This window comes from Oscillatoria sp. FACHB-1407 (assembly GCF_014697545.1).
In the GTDB taxonomy this organism is placed as follows: domain Bacteria; phylum Cyanobacteriota; class Cyanobacteriia; order Elainellales; family Elainellaceae; genus FACHB-1407.
In genome coordinates this window covers 492263-509655 of the sequence record NZ_JACJSA010000002.1, presented here as the reverse complement: position 1 = coordinate 509655, position 17393 = coordinate 492263, and the positions used below count along the sequence as shown (strand labels likewise).

Genomic DNA, 17393 nt, shown 5'->3' with positions numbered 1-17393 from the left:
ATCAGGTTCCAGTGCCTACACCCTCACCGACAACACCGGCTCCATCACCCTCACCAACAACTCCTGCTCCATCGCCCTCACCAACAACGCCGGCTCCATCACCCTCACCAACAACTCCTGCTCCATCGCCCTCACCAACAACTCCTGCTCCATCGCCCTCACCAACAACTCCTGCTCCATCGCCATCACCAACAACGCCGGCTCCATCACCATCACCAACAACTCCTGCTCCATCGCCCTCACCAACAACTCCTGCTCCATCACCCTCGCCAACAACGCCGGCTCCATCGCCCTCGCCAACAACTCCTGCTCCATCACCCTCGCCAACAACTCCGGCTCCATCACCCTCACCGACGAGCACCGTAGTTCCCAGTCCATCACCCACGATCACCTTATCTCCCAGCCCATCCCCCAGCCCATCACCTGATCCAGATCCAGTTTCGGTGCCTGAGCCGTCTTCCATTCTTAGCTTGTTAGTCATGGGAACCATGGGAGCAGGCTTCTGGCTGAAGCGTCGGCAGTCCTCAGACTCGGATGAATCTTAGGAGCGATCGCCCTGAAGAGGGAATTGCCTGCACTACCTCCCATAAAACGGGTTTGCATCGCCCTTACCACACAGGTCAATATCTCCACGCTAAAGTTGAGAAATAGTGGCTAAAGGTTAAGGCGATGGCAGATTCATCACATTATTCCGAGAAGGGGTTTTGGGAAAAATTGAAGCGGTTTGCAACTCAAGCAGGCAGAGATGTGGTTGAGAAAGTCTTGATGCTGTATTATGCGGCTCAACGACCAGAAACTCCACTTTGGGCTAAAACGGTTATTTATTCTGCATTGGCCTACTTCATCTTACCGACAGACGCGATCCCAGATTTCACACCTTTTATTGGATATGCTGATGACCTGGGCACGGTAGCAGCGGCATTAGTGACGGTAGCTATGTGCATCACACCAGACGTAAAACAGTCAGCTAGACAAAAGTTGCAGGATTGGTTTGGAGAAGATGTGCCTGAAGCCGCCGAGAACCGTGGCCCTCAAAGCAGTGATACGATTCGGGTAATCTCGATCGATTAATTTTCTTCTATCACTGTTAAAAGTTGCCATGCCTGAGATTCGTTTTCAAGTTCAGTGGCCCGATGGTTCCAAAGAGACGTGTTATTCGCCTTCATTGATTGTTAAGGAGTACTTTACCCCCGGAAGTGAGTACGATCTAGAAGATTTTGTTGTGCGATCGCGCACTGCCCTCAATATTGCTAGCGATCGCGTCTTAGCCAAATATGGAATGCCCTGTGGTTTGGCATTGGGGCAACTCCGCCAAATTGAGGAAACTGCAACTCGGTTTCAGGCTCTAGAACATCCCAAAGTTCAGGTTCTGCAATTTATTGAGTAAAACAAAATCCCCAGAATCTCACAGACTCTGGGGATTTCGCTTTGTATGGTTTATAGAATTCGGAAGATGAACGGATAACGGAACACGTCATCTGGATTGTTTAAGCACTTGATGATCGCCAGCACTGGCATGACCATGTTGACAATAAACAAGATCCCCAATAGCGGATAACCAATCAACACGAAACACAGTAAACCAAAGATAATGCCGTAGAGCCACACATTGAAGTGGAAATTGAGAGATTCTTTGGCATTTTCTTTGACAACCGGATCATCTGAGACAAACAGAATCGCTAACGGGATTCCGGCTGAGAGCAACAACGCACTGATAAAAATTGACCCATGACACGCTGAGGACAGCAATTTGCGTTTATCAGAGTCATACAAGGTTTCCATCGTATTTTTCCCTCTCAATGACGGCATCACCAATACGCTTGTAACCTAATCCTACTGTCTGCACTAAGGTTTGAGGAGGGTGGCAACCGTAATCCAGTGTCGGATTTCCTCCCTGTGAACCTTAACCACCGGACTGAACGTACTCCTCAGACTCCACCTCGATTGTCTGAAAGCCATTTTGCAACGGTTCTACTGCCTCCTCTGTCCCATTGAGGGGAGCAGAGACAGATGGAGTCGTTACAGCTTCGGCAATGGGGCGGCGAGCATTGATCAGGCTAATGGCGCGATCGACAGACTCCGGCAAGATCACAACCAGACTACCTTGAGGGGCACTATCTAACGCTGTGTTGACTGCCGTTGTCTCATCCAGAATCACTTCATACCGCAAATTGGGTTGAATCTGCTGAATGCCCCGGACAATTAATTCTGCGGCTTCACCACGAGTTCGTCCACGGGTATCGTTGTCTTCTTTAACCACGATGCGATCGAAAATTGCCGCTGAGAGCCGACCAAGCGTAATGAAATCTTCATCACGGCGATCGCCCGGTCCTCCAACGACTCCAATGTGTTCACCCTGCCAGTTGCGAATGAACGCGCCTAACGCTTCGTAACTGTGGGGATTGTGGGCATAATCCACCAGTGCGTGATAGTTGCCCAAATTGAACAGATTCATGCGACCAGGGGTTTGATTCACCGATGCCTGGAAGGTGTTGAGGGCAGTGCGAATATCTTCGATGCGAATGCCCTGAGCAAACGCTGCCAGACTGGCTGCTAGCGCATTGGCGATCATAAAGGGAGCCCGTCCACCCATCGTGAGGGGCAGATTCACGGCTTGTTCGATCCGCAGGGTCCAATCCCCTTTCAAAATCGACAGGTAGCCGTTCTCATAGACTGCTGCCAATCCGCCCTGGTGAGCGTGGGTTCGGACAACCTCATTGTCAGGGTTCATTGAGAAGTAGGCGATCTGAGCCTTGACTCGCTTTGCCATTGCCACCACCAGGGGATCATCCGCATTCAGAATGGCGTATCCATTGGGACGAGCCGACTCTACTACAACACTCTTGAGGTGGGCTAGCTCTTCAACAGTGTCAATGTCCCCAATGCCTAAATGATCAGCGGCAACATTCAAGACGACCCCAACATCGCATTGGGTAAACCCTAAGCCCGATCGCAAAATGCCCCCTCGTGCCGTCTCTAGCACAGCCACTTCAACGGTGGGGTCTTGCAGAATCACCTGAGCACTTTGAGGTCCAGTTGTATCGCCCCGTTCCACCAGATAATCGCCAATATAGATGCCATCGGTCGTGGTGTAGCCAACCACTTGACGGGTTTGTCGGAAGATGTGGGCAATCAGACGAGTGGTTGTCGTTTTGCCATTGGTACCCGTGATCGCAACGATGGGTACACGGGTTGGCGCACCGGGCGGAAACAGCATATCCACGATCGCCTCTCCCACATTGCGCGGGATACCCTCACTGGGGCAAAAGTGCATCCGTAAGCCCGGAGCCGCATTGACCTCGACGATCACACCATCGGTTTCTCGTAATGGGCGAGAAATATCGGAGGTGACCACATCCAACCCAGCAATGTCGAGTCCGATGATCTTGGCGACTCGTTCCGCAATCCAGATATTTTCTGGGTGAATGTCATCGGTGCGATCGACGGCGATGCCCCCGGTACTCAGGTTAGCTGTTGCCTTGAGATAGCAAATCTGCCCAATCGGTAACACGGTATCGAGGGTGTAGCTCTGTCGCTCCAACAACTGGAAACTGGTGCGATCGAGTTCGATCTGGGTCAGCACATTATCGTGACCTTCACCACGACGGGGATCTTGGTTGGTTTCGTCAATCAACTGAGAAATCGTGGATTTGCCATCGCCAATCACATGGGCGGGTACGCGCTCTGCTACAGCAACGACTTTGCCATTGACGACTAAAATGCGATGATCCTGCCCGGTGTAATACCGTTCTACGATAACGGCTTTGGTGCGTGACTCTGCCTTCGCGGCGTCGTAGGCTTCTTCCGCCAGATCCCACGAGGTGATGTTGATGGTAATTCCCCGTCCATGGTTACCATCTAGTGGCTTGATCACAATGGGGAAACCCCCAACATCGTCAATGGCTTGCTCTAGCTCATCCAAATAGTAAATAACAGTGCCTCTGGGAACCGGAACCCCTGCGTCGCGCAACAGACGTTTGGTTCCCTCTTTGTCGCTGGCCAGCTCAACTCCTAAAATACCTGTGGAGCTGGTCAAGCTGGCTTGAATCCGTTTTTGATACGCTCCATGCCCCAGTTGAATCAAAGCACGGGTGCTTAACGGCATCCACGGAATTCCCCGTAGCTCTGCTGCTTTGATGATATTTTCGGTGCTGGGTCCAAGGGCTGCATCAACTGCAAATTCACGCAGGTCTTTGAGGTCTTGTTCCAGTTCATTAAGGGGATAGTGACCCGTGTCAACAATGCTCTGACATAACCGAACGGCAGCTCTAGCCGCATAGCGTCCAGCCTGTTCATCCTGGTATTCAATCACTACCTGGTAAACACCCGGAGTGGAGGTTTCACGGGTGCGCCCAAACCCAACGGTCATTCCGGCTAGTGTCTGCAACTCTAAAGCGACATGCTCAGCAATGTGCCCCATCATTGTTCCCTCTTGCACTCGGCTGAGGAAACCACCCCGACAACCCGGTGAACAATAGTGCTCTACTAAGCTGGGTAATACTTCGACTAGACCTTCATAAAAACCGGGAATCTGATTTGACGGACGCTCTGCCAGGTCTTCCAAATCTAGACGCATCACGACAACCTTATGATGGCGGATGCTCCAGTAGTTAGGACCTCGCAGCGTTTGGGTCTTGAGGATTTTCATAGCAATATATCAAGGGATCGTGCGGCGGTAGAGCAGCATTAGCAGCAAATGACACCAACCAACTAGTCTCACGCTTTAGGGAGTCGATAAACGTTCACTATGAACATTTTTCCTAGATTTGCAATCGATTCTCCAGGGTGAAAACACTATCTGCGCAAGAAAATGGAGGAGTTATTCCCTAAGAGTACGACAACAATCTGTGATTGTGCTTCATTCTGTGAAGTCATCCGGGTAGGTGATTTTGGTGAGGCTGAGAGAATTTGGCAACGATGATCAGGTTAGTGAGATTCTGTAGTGGAGCTACGTTTGTGAATGTCGTAGCGATCGCCATGACTCAAGATGTGAACCCGCAGATTATGAATGCTGAGGGGATCGGTGGTGCCGATATCTTGATAATTGGTATGGCACATCTCTGCCGGATCAATCACCGTCACAGTGCCTTTGCCAATTACTTGAAAAGAGCGGCTACTTTCAAACAGAGCACAGGTATCTTCATCAATGCCAATACCGAGTTTGTCAGGATAAGCCGCGATCGCACTCATCAACCGCGCCATCCGGTTCCGGTTGTGGAAGTGCTGATCCACAATGACGTCTGGAATGATACCCAATCCAGTCGTCAGATCCACCAGGGATCGATTAGGAGATTCACCACTGCCTCCTCCGGCGATCATATGTTGCCCCATCACAGCGGCTCCTGCACTGGTGCCTGCCAGCGTAATTTCACCCAACTGGGCACGAATCCGAATCGTGTCCATAATGGGGGTATCTGCCATCAGACCACAAAGGCGCAATTGGTCACCTCCAGTCATAAAAACCCCAGTGCAGTTATGAATGAAGGATTGCCAGAGGGAGTCTTGCCCTTGTTCGCGTTCGCGGATATCAAGAATCTCGATCGCTTTCGCCCCCATATCCGTAAAGATATCCTGGTAGCGGTGCCCGATCGCTTCGGGATCGCGTGATGCACAAGGAATGATGGCAATTTGGGCGTCTGTTCCTCCGGCTCGATTATAAAAAGTATGGAGGATTTGACGACCGTGAACTTTGTCTTCTGCGCCGCCGATGACCATAACGGCAGTTTTTGTGGATTGAGACATCCTCTGTGGAGAAAATTGAGATTCTAGTTGCAGCATCATATCGTTCCTAGACATGAAGTTACTGATTCGCTCCAAGAGGTTGCCGAAGTTGATGCCACTTCTGTTCATCGATTTGTTTAGACTTTACAAGTGTAATGGTTGTAAATGGCTGGCTCACAAAGATATCCCTATCCTGATCACTTTAATCTTATTAAATTATTAAAGGTTTATTAAGAACATAGAATAAAACTACAAATTCTTCCTGGATTACGTAATCATCCCAAATTTATAGCAATCGTCATCAAAGTTAGGCTGGGGTGTAAAAGCATGACCTCCCGTTGAGAGCAATGTCTTAGATCCCCTTTGTCTTAATCTTGATGCATAGCACTATAGAGTTATTTTCGTGCGATTTGACATCATTACACTATTTCCAGATTTCTTTACATCTCCCCTCAATTCCGGTTTGTTGGGCAAAGCTCTGGCAAAACAAATTGCAGCTGTTTCTCTGATTAACCCGCGAGACTTTGCCCTTGACAAGCATCGGCGGGTAGATGATGAGCCTTATGGCGGTGGCGTAGGCATGCTAATGAAGCCAGAGCCAATTTTTGCGGCTGTCGAGTCAGTTCCCGTTTTACCCCGGCGACAGGTGCTTTTGATGACCCCTCAGGGGCAGACAATGAACCAAAAATTATTTCAGGAATTATCAACGAACTTTGACCAACTCGTTGTGATTTGTGGACATTACGAAGGATTAGATGAGCGTGTGTTACATCTGGTCAATCGGGAAGTCTCCTTGGGAGATTTTGTCCTGACCTGCGGTGAAATTCCGGCTCTGACGCTGCTCAATGGGGTGATTCGACTGTTGCCGGGTACGGTGGGTAAGGAAGAATCGCTGAAGGCAGAGAGCTTTGAAGCAGGGTTGCTCGATTATCCGCAATATACTCGTCCGGCTGAGTTTCGTGGCTTGACAGTCCCAGAGGTATTGCTATCTGGTAATCATCAAGCGATCGCCCAGTGGCGACGAGAGCAGCAAATTCAACGAACCCGCGATCGCCGTCCTGACTTATATGAGGCTTGGCTGAAGGCAGAGGAACCAGGGAGTCGTGAGGAGGGAATTTAACTATCTCGTAACTTTAGCCCAAACCCTTCACGCCGATTGCGGAGGTCATAGTAGAGCACACTCTTGACCGATTGCCAGAAGGGGAACACGATAATCCATCCAATAAAGCTGGTGATTAAAGAGATCCCGTAAACCACAAAGTAAGTTGGGGAAGCAGGCTCAATTTGGGTAAGGGCGATCGAAGGAATGTAGTTGGTCAAGGCCAGGAGGGGGAGGGTAATAAGAAATGCAATCAAGATCACGCCCTGAATTCGCCATACTGAACCCTCTGTTAGCTCCCAACTGCGGCTGACACTGCGACCAATATCAATACCATCCTCCGCTGCCAGCACCACCTCAGAGATAAACCACCGCGAGAAAAACCAGGTCAATCCAACGGCGATACCTAATAAGACGAAAATACCTACAATAACGCTGGCTGCAATGTCTCCAATGAGATTGACCAGGATAAAGGTGAGGGCTAGGGCTGAAATCCCGACAACAAATGCCATGCCCAGGTAAGCACAAAGCATCAATAAAGCGACTAGGATGGCAACCCAAAAGAATGACCACAGGCGCGTATTTAACTGTTGACGAGCCTCACGGACGGTTTCGGGCTGGCTGTTTAAATCGTTGAAGGCTAATCGAGCCAGCAAGGCGGAGTAGAGCAGGTATTTTGCAAAACAAAAGACGAGAAAAAACAACCAGACGGGTATCAGTAACCAGAGGAGCGGTGGGAAACCAGAATCTGGGGAAAACAAGCCATAGAACAACAACCCGATAGGTAACAGGGCTAAAAATGGTAGAAGCGACCACAATGCGCCCTGTAGAGCGACCCCCATGTAAGACTTGAGGTGCGATCGATAGAGCACGATGCCAGCACTGACAACGTTGCCAACGTTGAGGGGTTTAAGCGGACTGATAGGGCTGAGATTTTGAGACATATAGCAGTTCTAAGAAGTTGTGAGAGAAGCAGGTTGTGAGAGGCGCACTCCGATGGGACATGCCTCCCACAATCCAGTTGGGGTTGCTATATAGAATGAGCTTGCGGAATGAATTAAAAAATTTTCATAACCACGATTCAAAAGGTTTCAAGGCTATCTTAAATTAGGCTGAATTTAACTCTGGAAAAGTTCACGAATTATGAACATTCAACGCTGGATTGCCCGCCGTGAACCGGATTGGAAACGTTTAGATGCTCTGCTGAAACAGGTCGAACGCAAGGGCTTGAAATCGTTGAGAGCTAATGAGATCAAGCTGTTGGCTAGCCTGTATCGGTCGGTTTCGGCCGATTTAGCCCGAATTAGAAGCAATCCAGTGAGTCAATCGCTCACTCAAGAACTGCAACTGTTAACCTCACGAGGATACAACCAGATTTATCAGGGATCGCGGCGACAAGAGTGGAACTCCGCCCTGGAATTTTGCCTCTGGGGGTTTCCAGCAACCGTGCAACGCAACTTTGCTTACATTGCTGTGGCAACTGCCCTATTTCTGTTGGGAGGCTTAATTGGCTGGTGGTTTTCCTGGCGAGATCCAGCGTTTATGGCATTGGTGGTGCCGGAGGAGTTGATTTCCAAAGTGCGCGATCGCGGTGAGTTGTGGATGGGGTCAATCATTGGTATTGAGCCGCTTGCCTCTAGTGGCATCATGATCAACAACATCGCTGTATCCCTGTTTGCCATCTTTGGAGGGGTGACGATGTTTCTACCAGAAATACCAATGCTGACTCCGCCAGGGGTGTTTACGGTGTACCTGCTGTTTATGAATGGGCTGTTAATTGGAGCCGTTGCCACACTGGTTGGGCAAAACAATCTAGCCTATCCCTTTTGGGCGTTTGTGTTTCCTCACGGGTCGCTAGAGTTACCAGCTATCTTTTTCGCCGGAGGAGCGGGATTACTGCTAGCAAGGGGAATTCTCTTTCCAGGAAAATATCGTCGCCCCGATGCCTTACGCTATTACGGCATACAAGCTGCCCAGTTAGTCTGCGGTATTATTCCGCTATTAGTTGTGGCAGGAGTGATTGAAGGCTTCTTCTCACCCAACCCTGCTATTCCAGATGCCTTCAAATATTTAGCTGGGATTACCCTATTTGCATTGTTAGTCGCTTACTGTAGTCGCCGCAAACCCAAAGAGGAAGGGAGTGGAAGTGGAGAATAAAGGAGAGCTAAGAGGGTGAAGCAGTGAGGCGTAGGGGAATGGGGTAGAAAGGTAGGGATTTGGAGATGAAATAGGCTGTTGTTAACGTTAGATACGCATTATAGCCGTAGCCACATTCCATGGGGCGAAGGCGAGTCAGGAAGCTTTCCCAGCCTAAGGGTTTCAGCCATTGCCTTTGTCGTAAGCTTGCTGACCAAAGCTATATTACGTCGTTATACCGATTTAATGTTTGATTGTGGCAGATCCCTGGGTAGGGGCGTTTCGCGAAACGCCCTTACGGAATCATGTGCAGCGAAGCCAATTCAAATTGGTATTAGATCCCCCAAACTCCCTTAAGAAGCTACTGTATATACCGATCGCTGCTTCCTTCCAAATTAGATGCTGGTTGTTTCAAGCATGTGAGAAACAGGCATTAGGATTGGGGGATCTAACGGCGTAAGTCCTGACTCTTTTAACCTCTCGCCCCCTTCACTGCTTCGGGCACGATCGGTAGAGCCACTTTTTCGGTTCCCCTGAGAATGGTAATGGATGAGCGGACTCCGAGCGGGTGTTCTGCAAGATAACGATGGAGGTCATCGATGTTGGCAATGGGTCGGTTGCCAAAGCCGATAATCACATCTCCCTGATGCAACCCCGTTTGCTGGGCGGGGCTACCCGGTTCTGTCGAGATCACCAACACACCGCTCTCAACCAGCAGATCGTGAAAACGGACTAGACGACGATGTAATGGGGTATTTTGTCCCACTACACCAATGTAGCCACGCTGAATTTTGCCATCTTTGATGAGCCGAGCAGCTACAAACTTGGCAGTGTTGACGGCAGTGGCAAAACAAATACCTTGAGCAGGTAAAATCACGGCGGTATTCACTCCAATCACTTCACCACGAGAGTTCACGAGTGGACCGCCAGAGTTGCCGGGGTTTAGTGCTGCATCCGTTTGCAACACATCATCAATCAATCTTCCTGAGCGAGAACGAAACGATCGCCCCAAGGCACTCACGACACCAGCCGTTACCGTTGCTTGAAAGCCATAGGGGTTACCAATGGCGATCGCTACCTGTCCCACTCGAACGCTTGCTGAGTCGCCCATAGTCACAGGCGCGAGTTGAGCCGCATGAATACGGATGACTGCCAGATCGGTATCGGGATCATCGCCTACTAACTCTGCACTGAGTTTGCGTCCATCGGCTAATGTCACCTCAATGCGAGAGGCTCCACTCACGACGTGACTATTGGTGAGAATGTAGCCATCCGGTGTGATGATAAAGCCAGACCCGTTGCCCTTTGCCTCATCCTGTCGCCTCCATTGCCCTCGCTGAGATCGCCCCTGTTGCGCTTGATAGACCTCAATGTTGACGACGGATGGGCTCACCTTTTCTGCCACCTGCATTACGGTTTGAGAATAGGCATCCAACAGCACGGCGTCTGTAACAGACAAATCGGTAGTCGATGGGGGAGTTGATACCGCCTCAGTCGAACTATTGTCATTAGATACAAGTTTCAATAGCGTCACGGTTGTAACTCCCTAGACATGGTTTCTCCATTTTTGCCAGGGAAAAATCGAATTGTGGGGCTAAAAATCGTTGATGTAGGGCGATCGCTACTCTTTTTTCGGATACTACACCATGCGAGGGAATGGGGAGTGGAGAAGTAGAGGAGTAGAGGAGTAAAGTTTTTTGGTTGATTGACAAAGGTTTTGAAACCCCTGACATAGCCACATTTGATGGGCGGAGGCGAGTCAGAAAGCTACCCCAACATCAGGATTTGAGCCATTGTCCTGAGCTTGCTGACCAAAGCTATAATTCCTAACCGACCGCCAATCCTAACGTCCTACCAACATCGTCTACAGTTCCGCCAACTTTTCGTGAATGATGGGGGGCAGTTTGCGAACCCCTTCGTTTTGAGCATTGAGTTTGATGTTTAACTCACGAATGCGTCGCGACAACAAGCGAATGATGTTAACAGCGATACCCGGAGTCTCATCGATCGCCTCGTAGAGTTGTTGTTGCGTCAGGATCAGACATTCGCAGGGCTCCAGGGTAGTGATGGAGGCTGAACGGGGTTCTGCATCAAACAACGACATCTCCCCAAAACACGCCCCTTGTTCTAACCGTGCCAACTCGCGACTACTAACGTGGACTCGGACTCGACCTGACACCAAAATGTAGAGCGATCGCCCCTCTTGTCCCTGAGTAAAGATCGTATGTTTAGCGGGAAATGACAACTCATCCATAATGGATGCCAATCTGACGAGGAAGTCATCCCGCAATTCTTTAAAGATTGGAACTCCTCTAACAAATAGCAACCGATCAACACTGGTTAGCATAAAAAATCATTCAACGACTTCAGGCACACTCCACAAACCGATTTTGGATTGGCGATTTTAGATTGAGGATACTTCTTAATCAGTAACTTTCAGCCTCGCTGTTAAAGCAATCCAAACTTGAAATGGTATAGCACTCAACTCACCTTTGTGAGAGTGAAGGATTGAGTATTGCAATGACCTCTTTGGAAAAGTGAAGCTACTGTTCAGATGGTTTTCAATCAGGGTTTTGTCATCCAAAATTCAAGTTCTACAATCCCAAATAGTATTGCCTTTCCTTTAGATTGCCCAATTAAGAGGATTCTAATTGCCTTTAGACAACACTTACCATGATCAAAGCAAAATCAGTGTAATATTTAATGCTTCACCTGGGGCACTTGCTGAAAACTCCCACTCACGGAGGGGCAAATCCGGGTTCATTGGGGAAGCGAACAGCACCATTGGACTTGATGATTTTGGGAGGTAAGGGATGGGGCGACCCCTTGTGGGTCTCTCGAAGAGATCGCAACTTCGGTTCTGCCAAAAGGTTTTTCACCTGAGCGGCAACGAGCTGATCAGGGTCATCCTTGAGCATTGGCAATAGCTCTCGCAACACGCGCGGTGAAGCAATTCTCAGATATCCCAACACTGCCTCGCGCACAAACCCCGTTGGGTGTTGTAAACCAAATACCGCCTGTTCTGTCGTCACACTCCAACGAGACTGTCGGGCGACATGAAAACAACACGCCAATGCCCAATCTGACAGAAAATGACGCAACTCCAACAACTGGCGCAACCGCTGACTCGGAGTCATCGGTGTATAAACGACATAATCGGATAAGCTCTCCATCTTTTCCTGATCACTGCGGCGATCGAGAATACTCAGAACGGCTCGTTTTCCGGGGATATCCAGAGTGTTGTCTAAGATTTCCAGGCCGCGTCCCACATTTTCCCAGGAGCCAGACTGTAAGTTAAAGTCAGCTGCCCTGATCGCACTGGAGGGATACAAAAAGCGCATCAACAAAAATAACCGTTGAATGGCGTCAGCTTGCATGTCTAACAGAGCACGATACAACAACTCAGCTTCCATACCGGACACCTGATTGGGGTCAAAATCAATCAAGCTGGCATAAATTTGTCCCATGCATCGGAGTTCCTGGTTGATCAAGCTCTCGACTCCACTACGACCGAGGGTGTCTGAAACGATGTCGATACCTTTTTCCTGGGGTAGATGTAAGAGGATGCGCAGAATATTACGGCGCATCGACCCCCAAGAGGTCATGAGGTAAGAGACTAATGCATCCAGTGCCTCAATCGTGCCAATTTGCCCAATCGTGCTCCAGGCGGTTGTTCTAACTAACTCTGACTTGCGGACATCTTCACCCAGTTTCACCAACATGGGGATTGCCTCATTCTCAAGCCTCACCAGAGCTTGCATAGCTGCCTCACGGGTTGACTTATAGTGCAAGCCTTTCAGGAGGGAGGGATAGTATTCTTCTAAGTGCGTTGCGGCGATCGCCTCCAACAGGGCACAGCGCACCCGCAACGACTCATCCTGCAACAATCGGTCAATATGTAGCCGCAGGGATTGCATATAAACAGCTTCCCCTAACGCCCGACAACCCATCACCCGTTCCCGCTCCCGCTCGTGGGTCAACATACGTCGCAGGGTTTCGGTTGCTTCTGCTTTTTGTTGCCCATCCCCACGTCGTAGCAGAATTGAGGCAGCCGTTCCACGCACAACGGGATCTTCACTCGGACGAAGGAAGTGACGCAACTCTTCAATATCGGCGTTTTCTTCTGTTAACCAAACATAGCGCAATGCCACCGCCAACACCTCAGGGCGCAGCGGTTGTCTCATCAAGGCTCTCACCTGATCCAGATAAGCCGGATTGGGATACACCATCATTTCCTCTAGGCTCTGGCGTTGCAATGATGGTGGCAACTTAATCAGCAATGGAGCTAAGACTTCACCCAAATTTTTAGGGTCAATATGGCTCAATAACTCAATACACGATCGCTTATCTGCCTCAGTGCCCGGTTGATCCAGAGCTTCAACAACGGCTCGTTTGAGTTCTCGCAGGTCAACATCAGACACACTCAGTTGACCCCGTTCTGCACTTAGCACTAACAGCCCGACGTATTGCGTCCGCAAATACCAGATGCAAGCAAACCAGAGCATCGCCAGAATCACGATCGCCAGTAAAATGTCCTGCCTGCCCTGCATCTGCACCCCAGCCTGTTGGCTGAGCCACACCAATCCCAGGATGGCTAACCCCGTTGCTCCCGTGGAGAGGGGTTCGGCAATCCCACGCACTACCGCTTGCAGCCCACCCCGCATAGTATCTGGAATGGGTTGGAACAGTACAGGACCGACGCTAGCAAATAGCGTGTAGTGTAATAGCTCGTCCAAAAACTTCAGTAGAACCAGACTGCCAAAGAGCAGAGGAGCTTGCCCAAAGCCAGTCAAGAGTAAGGTTGTAGACAGGGTACCCAGAATGGCGATCGCCCCAGGCAACAGCATTGCTGACGCAAACACACCAAGCCGTTCAATCACGCGGCTTGATGCTAACCACTGCATAAGCAACTCACAAATACCCAGTACCCCGTTAAACAAACCCAGGAATCCAGCAATCTGACTCGCACTCAGTTCAGTTCCCTCTGGACCTGACTGTTGTTGCAGTTGACTGAGAAACTGGAAATCAACCAGCAAAAACAGTACCTGTGCCAGGATAAAGAACCCGAACAAAAACAGCACATAGCGGCGCAACGGACCCTGGAGACGGCGATTGGTAAATTCGGGTTGCTGTTCTTGCAGTCTTCGTGGCGAATCAGGAAAGGCTTGCTGATAGGTCTGGCACAGATATAGGAGAATCCCTGCGCCAATCAGCATCAAGCCAAACGCCAACAAAATGACGTTGCTCAGGTTTTGGACAACGCGCACCAGCAGTTGCAGCGAAAAGCCACTCAACACATCTGCGACTAAAATGCCGCTGCTAATGAGAGGGTAGGCGCGTTTGATTTCTCGAATGTTAAAGAGCTGGTTGGCAGTAATGGACGTGTTGAGGTCATGCAAGACGTAAACCGCTTCTAACCACAACCGCATCAGGAAAACGGTGATACCGACCGCCGCGATCCCGGCGAAGAGTGGGGCTTTGTCTTCCCATCCCAAACCAATCCGAAAGCCCAGAATGGGGAACGCCATCAACAATGCAACGATGACGATCACCCAACGCAGTGGCAGGATTTTTTGTAGCCGAGAATAGACAAAACCCAGGAAAGACCCAGTCCCTGCACTGGCAACATAAATCCAGGGAAGCCAATACTCAACGTTATAGCGATCCAAAAATAAGGCAACTGTACTGGCTTCAAACCACACCAGACCCATGGAGGTGGCCGTGTAGAAGGCAAACATTAAGAAGGTACGTTCACTCTCTTCAGGTCGGAGATTTAACCACCGTAACAACCTCCGTCCTAACGCTCCTTCACCTGTTGTAGACCACCGATTGAGTTCCATGCAGTTTTGTGTGTATGCCTCCTAACCAGAAGCGATGATTGCCTCTATTAAACATGGTCTAGGGCAATTGTGAGTAACTCTTGGTTATTTTGGCTGATTTTCCGGATGAACAGACGATTTCTAGTAAAAAGAATGCCCAATTTTGGAGTAGGTGCGATCGCCCCCTGTGATTTTACGGATGCTTCTTCACGATGCTGCCTAAGAATGTTGCTCATAGCTTTCATACGCTGTGACAATGCGTTGCACCAGCGAATGTCGCACTACATCAGCTTTCGACAAATGGCAGAAGGCAATGCCCTCTACATGTTGCAGAATGCGCTGAGCCACCACTAAACCAGATGCTTGATTTGGAGGTAAGTCTGTTTGGGTTGTGTCGCCTGTCACGACCATGCGCGAGCGAAACCCAAGGCGGGTCAATACCATCTTCATTTGGGCAGGAGTGGTGTTTTGTGCCTCATCTAAAATGATGAACGAATTATTGAGCGTGCGACCTCGCATATAGGCAATGGGAGCCACCTCGATAATGCCCCGCTCCATCAAGCCAGAAATTTTTTCGGGGTCGGTCATTTCATACAGCGCATCATAGAGCGGACGCAGATAGGGATTGACCTTTTGCTGCAAGTCCCCCGGCAAAAAGCCCAGTTTCTCTCCTGCTTCAACGGCAGGCCGCGTTAAAATTAACCGCTCATATTGACCCGACAACAAGGCTTGAACAGCTAAGACAGCCGCTAAAAAAGTTTTGCCCGTTCCAGCAGGACCGATGCAAAACGTCAGATCGTGCGTCCGTATGGCTTGGACATATTGTCGTTGCCGAAACGTCTTGGCTCGAATTTCCTCGCCGCGTCGGGTACGCCCTACAACGTCTTGCTGCAAGGCTTGCAGATCTTCCGGGCGTTGTGTATCCAAAGCATGGCGAGCCGTCAAAATATCTACACCCGTGATGCTTTTGCCAATGCTCCAGTAGGGTTCAAGCGATCGCACCAGGCGTTCACTCAACTCGACCTGTTTGTCGCTGCCAGAAATCAGCAACTGCTGCCCCCGCAACACAATCGAGGCTCCGGTCTGCTGTGCCAGTTGTTTCAAATTTTCTTCCTGTTGTCCTGCAAGAGCGATCGCGCTCTCAGGACTTGGCAATTCAATTGTTCGTGATGTGCCCATCGACTGTAGTGAATCAGAAAACGCCTGAATTCCTGTTTCATTTCGGATTTCAGGCGTTCTAGCAATAGTTTTTTAAGTCTAACCTGTTATCTCAGGGTTGACACGCGCCTAGACCATCTAGACACGACGTTTGCGGGCAGCTTCAACTTTCTTTTTGCGACGCAAACTAGGTTTTTCGTACCTTTCTCGCCGTCTCACTTCAAATAAGATGCCAGCTTTCTGGATTTTCTTTTTAAAGCGTCTCAACGCCGATTCAATTGATTCATTTTCTCCCAGACGAACCTCTGCCACTCGCGATTGTCACCTCCTTACATCAAAACTTTGATATCCATGCTACAGGACTCCCATCGCCTGTAAAAGTAGGAATTGTCCTCTTTTATAACAGCTACAGAGTCAAATCATGAATAGTTGAGCTTTGATCAGTACGTTGGTTTGGGAATGGGCATAGCCAGCAGTCCATACCATGACGTGGGCAAAACAATCAATTTCGATGGGGACGGGGAGGACGGCGAGGTTGCGATCGCGAGGATGGGGGTTTGTCATCGGAACCACCCTCACGACCCGCCGACTGACTGCCGTAGATATCCAGGTGCGCTGAATACCCGGCCGCTTGGGCGATCGCCTGCAACACGGAGCGAATCGCCTGGATATTGCGCCCACCCCGCCCAAACACTCGACCTTTATCTTCTCCTTCAAAGGCAACACGAATCAGCACCCTCGATTTACGAGGAGAAACTTCGCAATCCACCTTGAGTGAACTGGGAGATTCGAGGAAAGGCTCCATCAAAAATCTGACCAACCCGACATAGTCTGGACTGGCAGCAGAGGAGGTAGTGTTCTGAGTAGGGGCTATGTCAGGCACGGTTGAGTAAGATGCGGGTGAATTCAGGCACGGGCTTGTTCAAGGATATTGGCTTTCTTGAGAAGGCGAAGCACAGTTTCAGTGGGTTGTGCGCCTTCCTTCAAGCGTTTAATAATTGCCTCTTCCTTGAGTTTTACTTCATCGGTTCTGGGATTGTAGAACCCTAACTCTTCTAAGGGACGACCATCGCGGCGAGTGGTGCTCTGTGCCGCTACAATCCGATAGCTCGCTTCCCGTTTTTTGCCGTACCGCTTCAAGCGAAGTTTGATCATGCCTGAAAATTGTGCTCCTAGTAATCTTCAAATAGCTGTAATCTTCAAACCAAAACATTGGCGATCGCGTTTGCGTGCCAACAACTTTTCAATTTTAGACGATGGACTATCAATCGTACCACGATGGTAAAAGATTTAGCTGGTCAATTAGATGCATGGTTGGTTCAAACGTTTGAAAACCAGGCATTGGGGGAGCCTCTCCCAAACCCCATTGGGGACGCCACTGCCTTCCCCACCCCCCCCAGCAGAAGGTGTTTCGGTTCACCCAAAGGGACGCTTGGCATCGGTTCCAAGTACGGGTGTTT

The 17393-nt window shown here is 49.8% G+C and carries 18 protein-coding genes; 6 read left to right on the top strand and 12 right to left on the bottom strand.

Going from position 1 to position 17393, the window contains the following annotated elements:
• Position 1: 1 nt before the first annotated feature.
• The gene (locus H6G89_RS34850) at positions 2 to 481 is read right to left on the bottom strand and encodes a hypothetical protein (protein WP_190504402.1); all 480 of its coding nucleotides are present in this window, start codon (positions 479 to 481) and stop codon (positions 2 to 4) included.
• On the opposite strand from H6G89_RS34850, the gene H6G89_RS36350 reads away from it, so the two are divergent.
• From H6G89_RS36350 to H6G89_RS05375, 3 genes are all read left to right on the top strand, one after another.
• A complete protein-coding gene (locus H6G89_RS36350) occupies positions 444 to 545 on the top strand; it encodes a PEP-CTERM sorting domain-containing protein (protein ID WP_190504226.1) in 102 nt (33 codons plus the stop codon). The genes H6G89_RS34850 and H6G89_RS36350 overlap by 38 nt on opposite strands.
• Before the next feature lie 124 nt (positions 546 to 669).
• A complete protein-coding gene (locus tag H6G89_RS05380; protein ID WP_190504225.1) occupies positions 670 to 1071 on the top strand; it encodes a YkvA family protein in 402 nt (133 codons plus the stop codon).
• A gap of 28 nt (positions 1072 to 1099) precedes the next feature.
• The gene (locus H6G89_RS05375; protein WP_190504224.1) at positions 1100 to 1387 is read left to right on the top strand and encodes an MSMEG_0570 family nitrogen starvation response protein; all 288 of its coding nucleotides are present in this window, start codon (positions 1100 to 1102) and stop codon (positions 1385 to 1387) included.
• Between the two features lie 50 nt (positions 1388 to 1437).
• Here H6G89_RS05375 and H6G89_RS05370 read toward each other — a convergent pair whose 3' ends face one another.
• From H6G89_RS05370 to H6G89_RS05360, 3 genes are all read right to left on the bottom strand, one after another.
• On the bottom strand, positions 1438 to 1773 hold the full coding sequence (locus H6G89_RS05370) for a DUF4870 domain-containing protein (RefSeq protein ID WP_199336556.1): 336 nt from the start codon (positions 1771 to 1773) through the stop codon (positions 1438 to 1440).
• A gap of 130 nt (positions 1774 to 1903) precedes the next feature.
• Positions 1904 to 4648: a cyanophycin synthetase gene (cphA, locus tag H6G89_RS05365; RefSeq protein ID WP_190504222.1), complete on the bottom strand. Its 2745-nt coding sequence runs from the start codon at positions 4646 to 4648 to the stop codon at positions 1904 to 1906.
• 278 nt (positions 4649 to 4926) lie between these two features.
• Positions 4927 to 5778 (bottom strand): cyanophycinase, encoded by an 852-nt coding sequence (locus tag H6G89_RS05360; RefSeq protein WP_190504388.1) that lies wholly within the window; start codon positions 5776 to 5778, stop codon positions 4927 to 4929.
• Positions 5779 to 6124: 346 nt separating this feature from the next.
• On the opposite strand from H6G89_RS05360, the gene trmD reads away from it, so the two are divergent.
• Positions 6125 to 6841 carry a tRNA (guanosine(37)-N1)-methyltransferase TrmD gene (gene trmD / locus H6G89_RS05355; protein ID WP_190504221.1) on the top strand — a complete coding sequence of 239 codons (717 nt, stop codon included), beginning with the start codon at positions 6125 to 6127 and terminating at the stop codon, positions 6839 to 6841.
• Here trmD and H6G89_RS05350 read toward each other — a convergent pair.
• On the bottom strand, positions 6838 to 7764 hold the full coding sequence (locus tag H6G89_RS05350; protein ID WP_190504220.1) for a hypothetical protein: 927 nt from the start codon (positions 7762 to 7764) through the stop codon (positions 6838 to 6840). The genes trmD and H6G89_RS05350 overlap by 4 nt on opposite strands.
• 199 nt (positions 7765 to 7963) lie before the next feature.
• On the opposite strand from H6G89_RS05350, the gene H6G89_RS05345 reads away from it, so the two are divergent.
• Positions 7964 to 8977 carry a stage II sporulation protein M gene (locus H6G89_RS05345; protein WP_190504219.1) on the top strand — a complete coding sequence of 338 codons (1014 nt, stop codon included), beginning with the start codon at positions 7964 to 7966 and terminating at the stop codon, positions 8975 to 8977.
• Positions 8978 to 9428: 451 nt separating this feature from the next.
• Here H6G89_RS05345 and H6G89_RS05340 read toward each other — a convergent pair whose 3' ends face one another.
• Positions 9429 to 10490, bottom strand: coding sequence for a S1C family serine protease (locus H6G89_RS05340; RefSeq protein ID WP_199336534.1), 1062 nt, complete (start codon positions 10488 to 10490; stop codon positions 9429 to 9431).
• 18 nt (positions 10491 to 10508) lie between these two features.
• Between H6G89_RS05340 and H6G89_RS35575 the strand changes: the two genes are divergently transcribed.
• A complete protein-coding gene (locus tag H6G89_RS35575; RefSeq protein ID WP_255519367.1) occupies positions 10509 to 10631 on the top strand; it encodes a hypothetical protein in 123 nt (40 codons plus the stop codon).
• A 189-nt stretch (positions 10632 to 10820) separates the two neighbouring features.
• Here H6G89_RS35575 and H6G89_RS05335 read toward each other — a convergent pair whose 3' ends face one another.
• The 6 genes from H6G89_RS05335 to rpsP all read right to left on the bottom strand — a co-directional run bounded on the left by H6G89_RS05335 (position 10821) and on the right by rpsP (position 17088).
• A complete protein-coding gene (locus H6G89_RS05335) occupies positions 10821 to 11303 on the bottom strand; it encodes a Crp/Fnr family transcriptional regulator (RefSeq protein WP_190504218.1) in 483 nt (160 codons plus the stop codon).
• 391 nt (positions 11304 to 11694) lie between these two features.
• Positions 11695 to 14796, bottom strand: a complete 3102-nt coding sequence (locus H6G89_RS05330; protein WP_190504217.1) for an Npt1/Npt2 family nucleotide transporter — start codon at positions 14794 to 14796, stop codon at positions 11695 to 11697.
• Positions 14797 to 14994: 198 nt separating this feature from the next.
• The gene (locus H6G89_RS05325) at positions 14995 to 15954 is read right to left on the bottom strand and encodes a PhoH family protein (protein ID WP_190504216.1); all 960 of its coding nucleotides are present in this window, start codon (positions 15952 to 15954) and stop codon (positions 14995 to 14997) included.
• Between the two features lie 117 nt (positions 15955 to 16071).
• A complete protein-coding gene (rpsU, locus tag H6G89_RS05320; protein WP_190504215.1) occupies positions 16072 to 16245 on the bottom strand; it encodes a 30S ribosomal protein S21 in 174 nt (57 codons plus the stop codon).
• Between the two features lie 190 nt (positions 16246 to 16435).
• Positions 16436 to 16816: a KH domain-containing protein gene (locus tag H6G89_RS05315; RefSeq protein WP_309229621.1), complete on the bottom strand. Its 381-nt coding sequence runs from the start codon at positions 16814 to 16816 to the stop codon at positions 16436 to 16438.
• 23 nt (positions 16817 to 16839) lie between these two features.
• Entirely contained in the window at positions 16840 to 17088 is a 249-nt protein-coding gene (gene rpsP / locus H6G89_RS05310) for a 30S ribosomal protein S16 (RefSeq protein ID WP_190504214.1), read from the bottom strand.
• Positions 17089 to 17393 lie beyond the last annotated feature (305 nt).

What these genes read in the sequence shown, in the direction of transcription:
- H6G89_RS05335 (WP_190504218.1), bottom strand. Translation starts at nt 11,303, where the DNA reads ATGCTAACCAGTGTTGATCGGTTGCTATTTGTTAGAGGAGTTCCAATC.
- cphA (WP_190504222.1), bottom strand. Translation starts at nt 4,648, where the DNA reads ATGAAAATCCTCAAGACCCAAACGCTGCGAGGTCCTAACTACTGGAGC.
- H6G89_RS05380 (WP_190504225.1), top strand. Translation starts at nt 670, where the DNA reads ATGGCAGATTCATCACATTATTCCGAGAAGGGGTTTTGGGAAAAATTG.
- H6G89_RS05345 (WP_190504219.1), top strand. Translation starts at nt 7,964, where the DNA reads ATGAACATTCAACGCTGGATTGCCCGCCGTGAACCGGATTGGAAACGT.
- H6G89_RS05330 (WP_190504217.1), bottom strand. Translation starts at nt 14,796, where the DNA reads ATGGAACTCAATCGGTGGTCTACAACAGGTGAAGGAGCGTTAGGACGG.
- H6G89_RS05350 (WP_190504220.1), bottom strand. Translation starts at nt 7,764, where the DNA reads ATGTCTCAAAATCTCAGCCCTATCAGTCCGCTTAAACCCCTCAACGTT.
- rpsP (WP_190504214.1), bottom strand. Translation starts at nt 17,088, where the DNA reads ATGATCAAACTTCGCTTGAAGCGGTACGGCAAAAAACGGGAAGCGAGC.
- H6G89_RS05325 (WP_190504216.1), bottom strand. Translation starts at nt 15,954, where the DNA reads ATGGGCACATCACGAACAATTGAATTGCCAAGTCCTGAGAGCGCGATC.
- H6G89_RS35575 (WP_255519367.1), top strand. Translation starts at nt 10,509, where the DNA reads ATGGTTTCTCCATTTTTGCCAGGGAAAAATCGAATTGTGGGGCTAAAA.
- H6G89_RS05375 (WP_190504224.1), top strand. Translation starts at nt 1,100, where the DNA reads ATGCCTGAGATTCGTTTTCAAGTTCAGTGGCCCGATGGTTCCAAAGAG.
- H6G89_RS05360 (WP_190504388.1), bottom strand. Translation starts at nt 5,778, where the DNA reads ATGCTGCAACTAGAATCTCAATTTTCTCCACAGAGGATGTCTCAATCC.
- H6G89_RS34850 (WP_190504402.1), bottom strand. Translation starts at nt 481, where the DNA reads ATGACTAACAAGCTAAGAATGGAAGACGGCTCAGGCACCGAAACTGGA.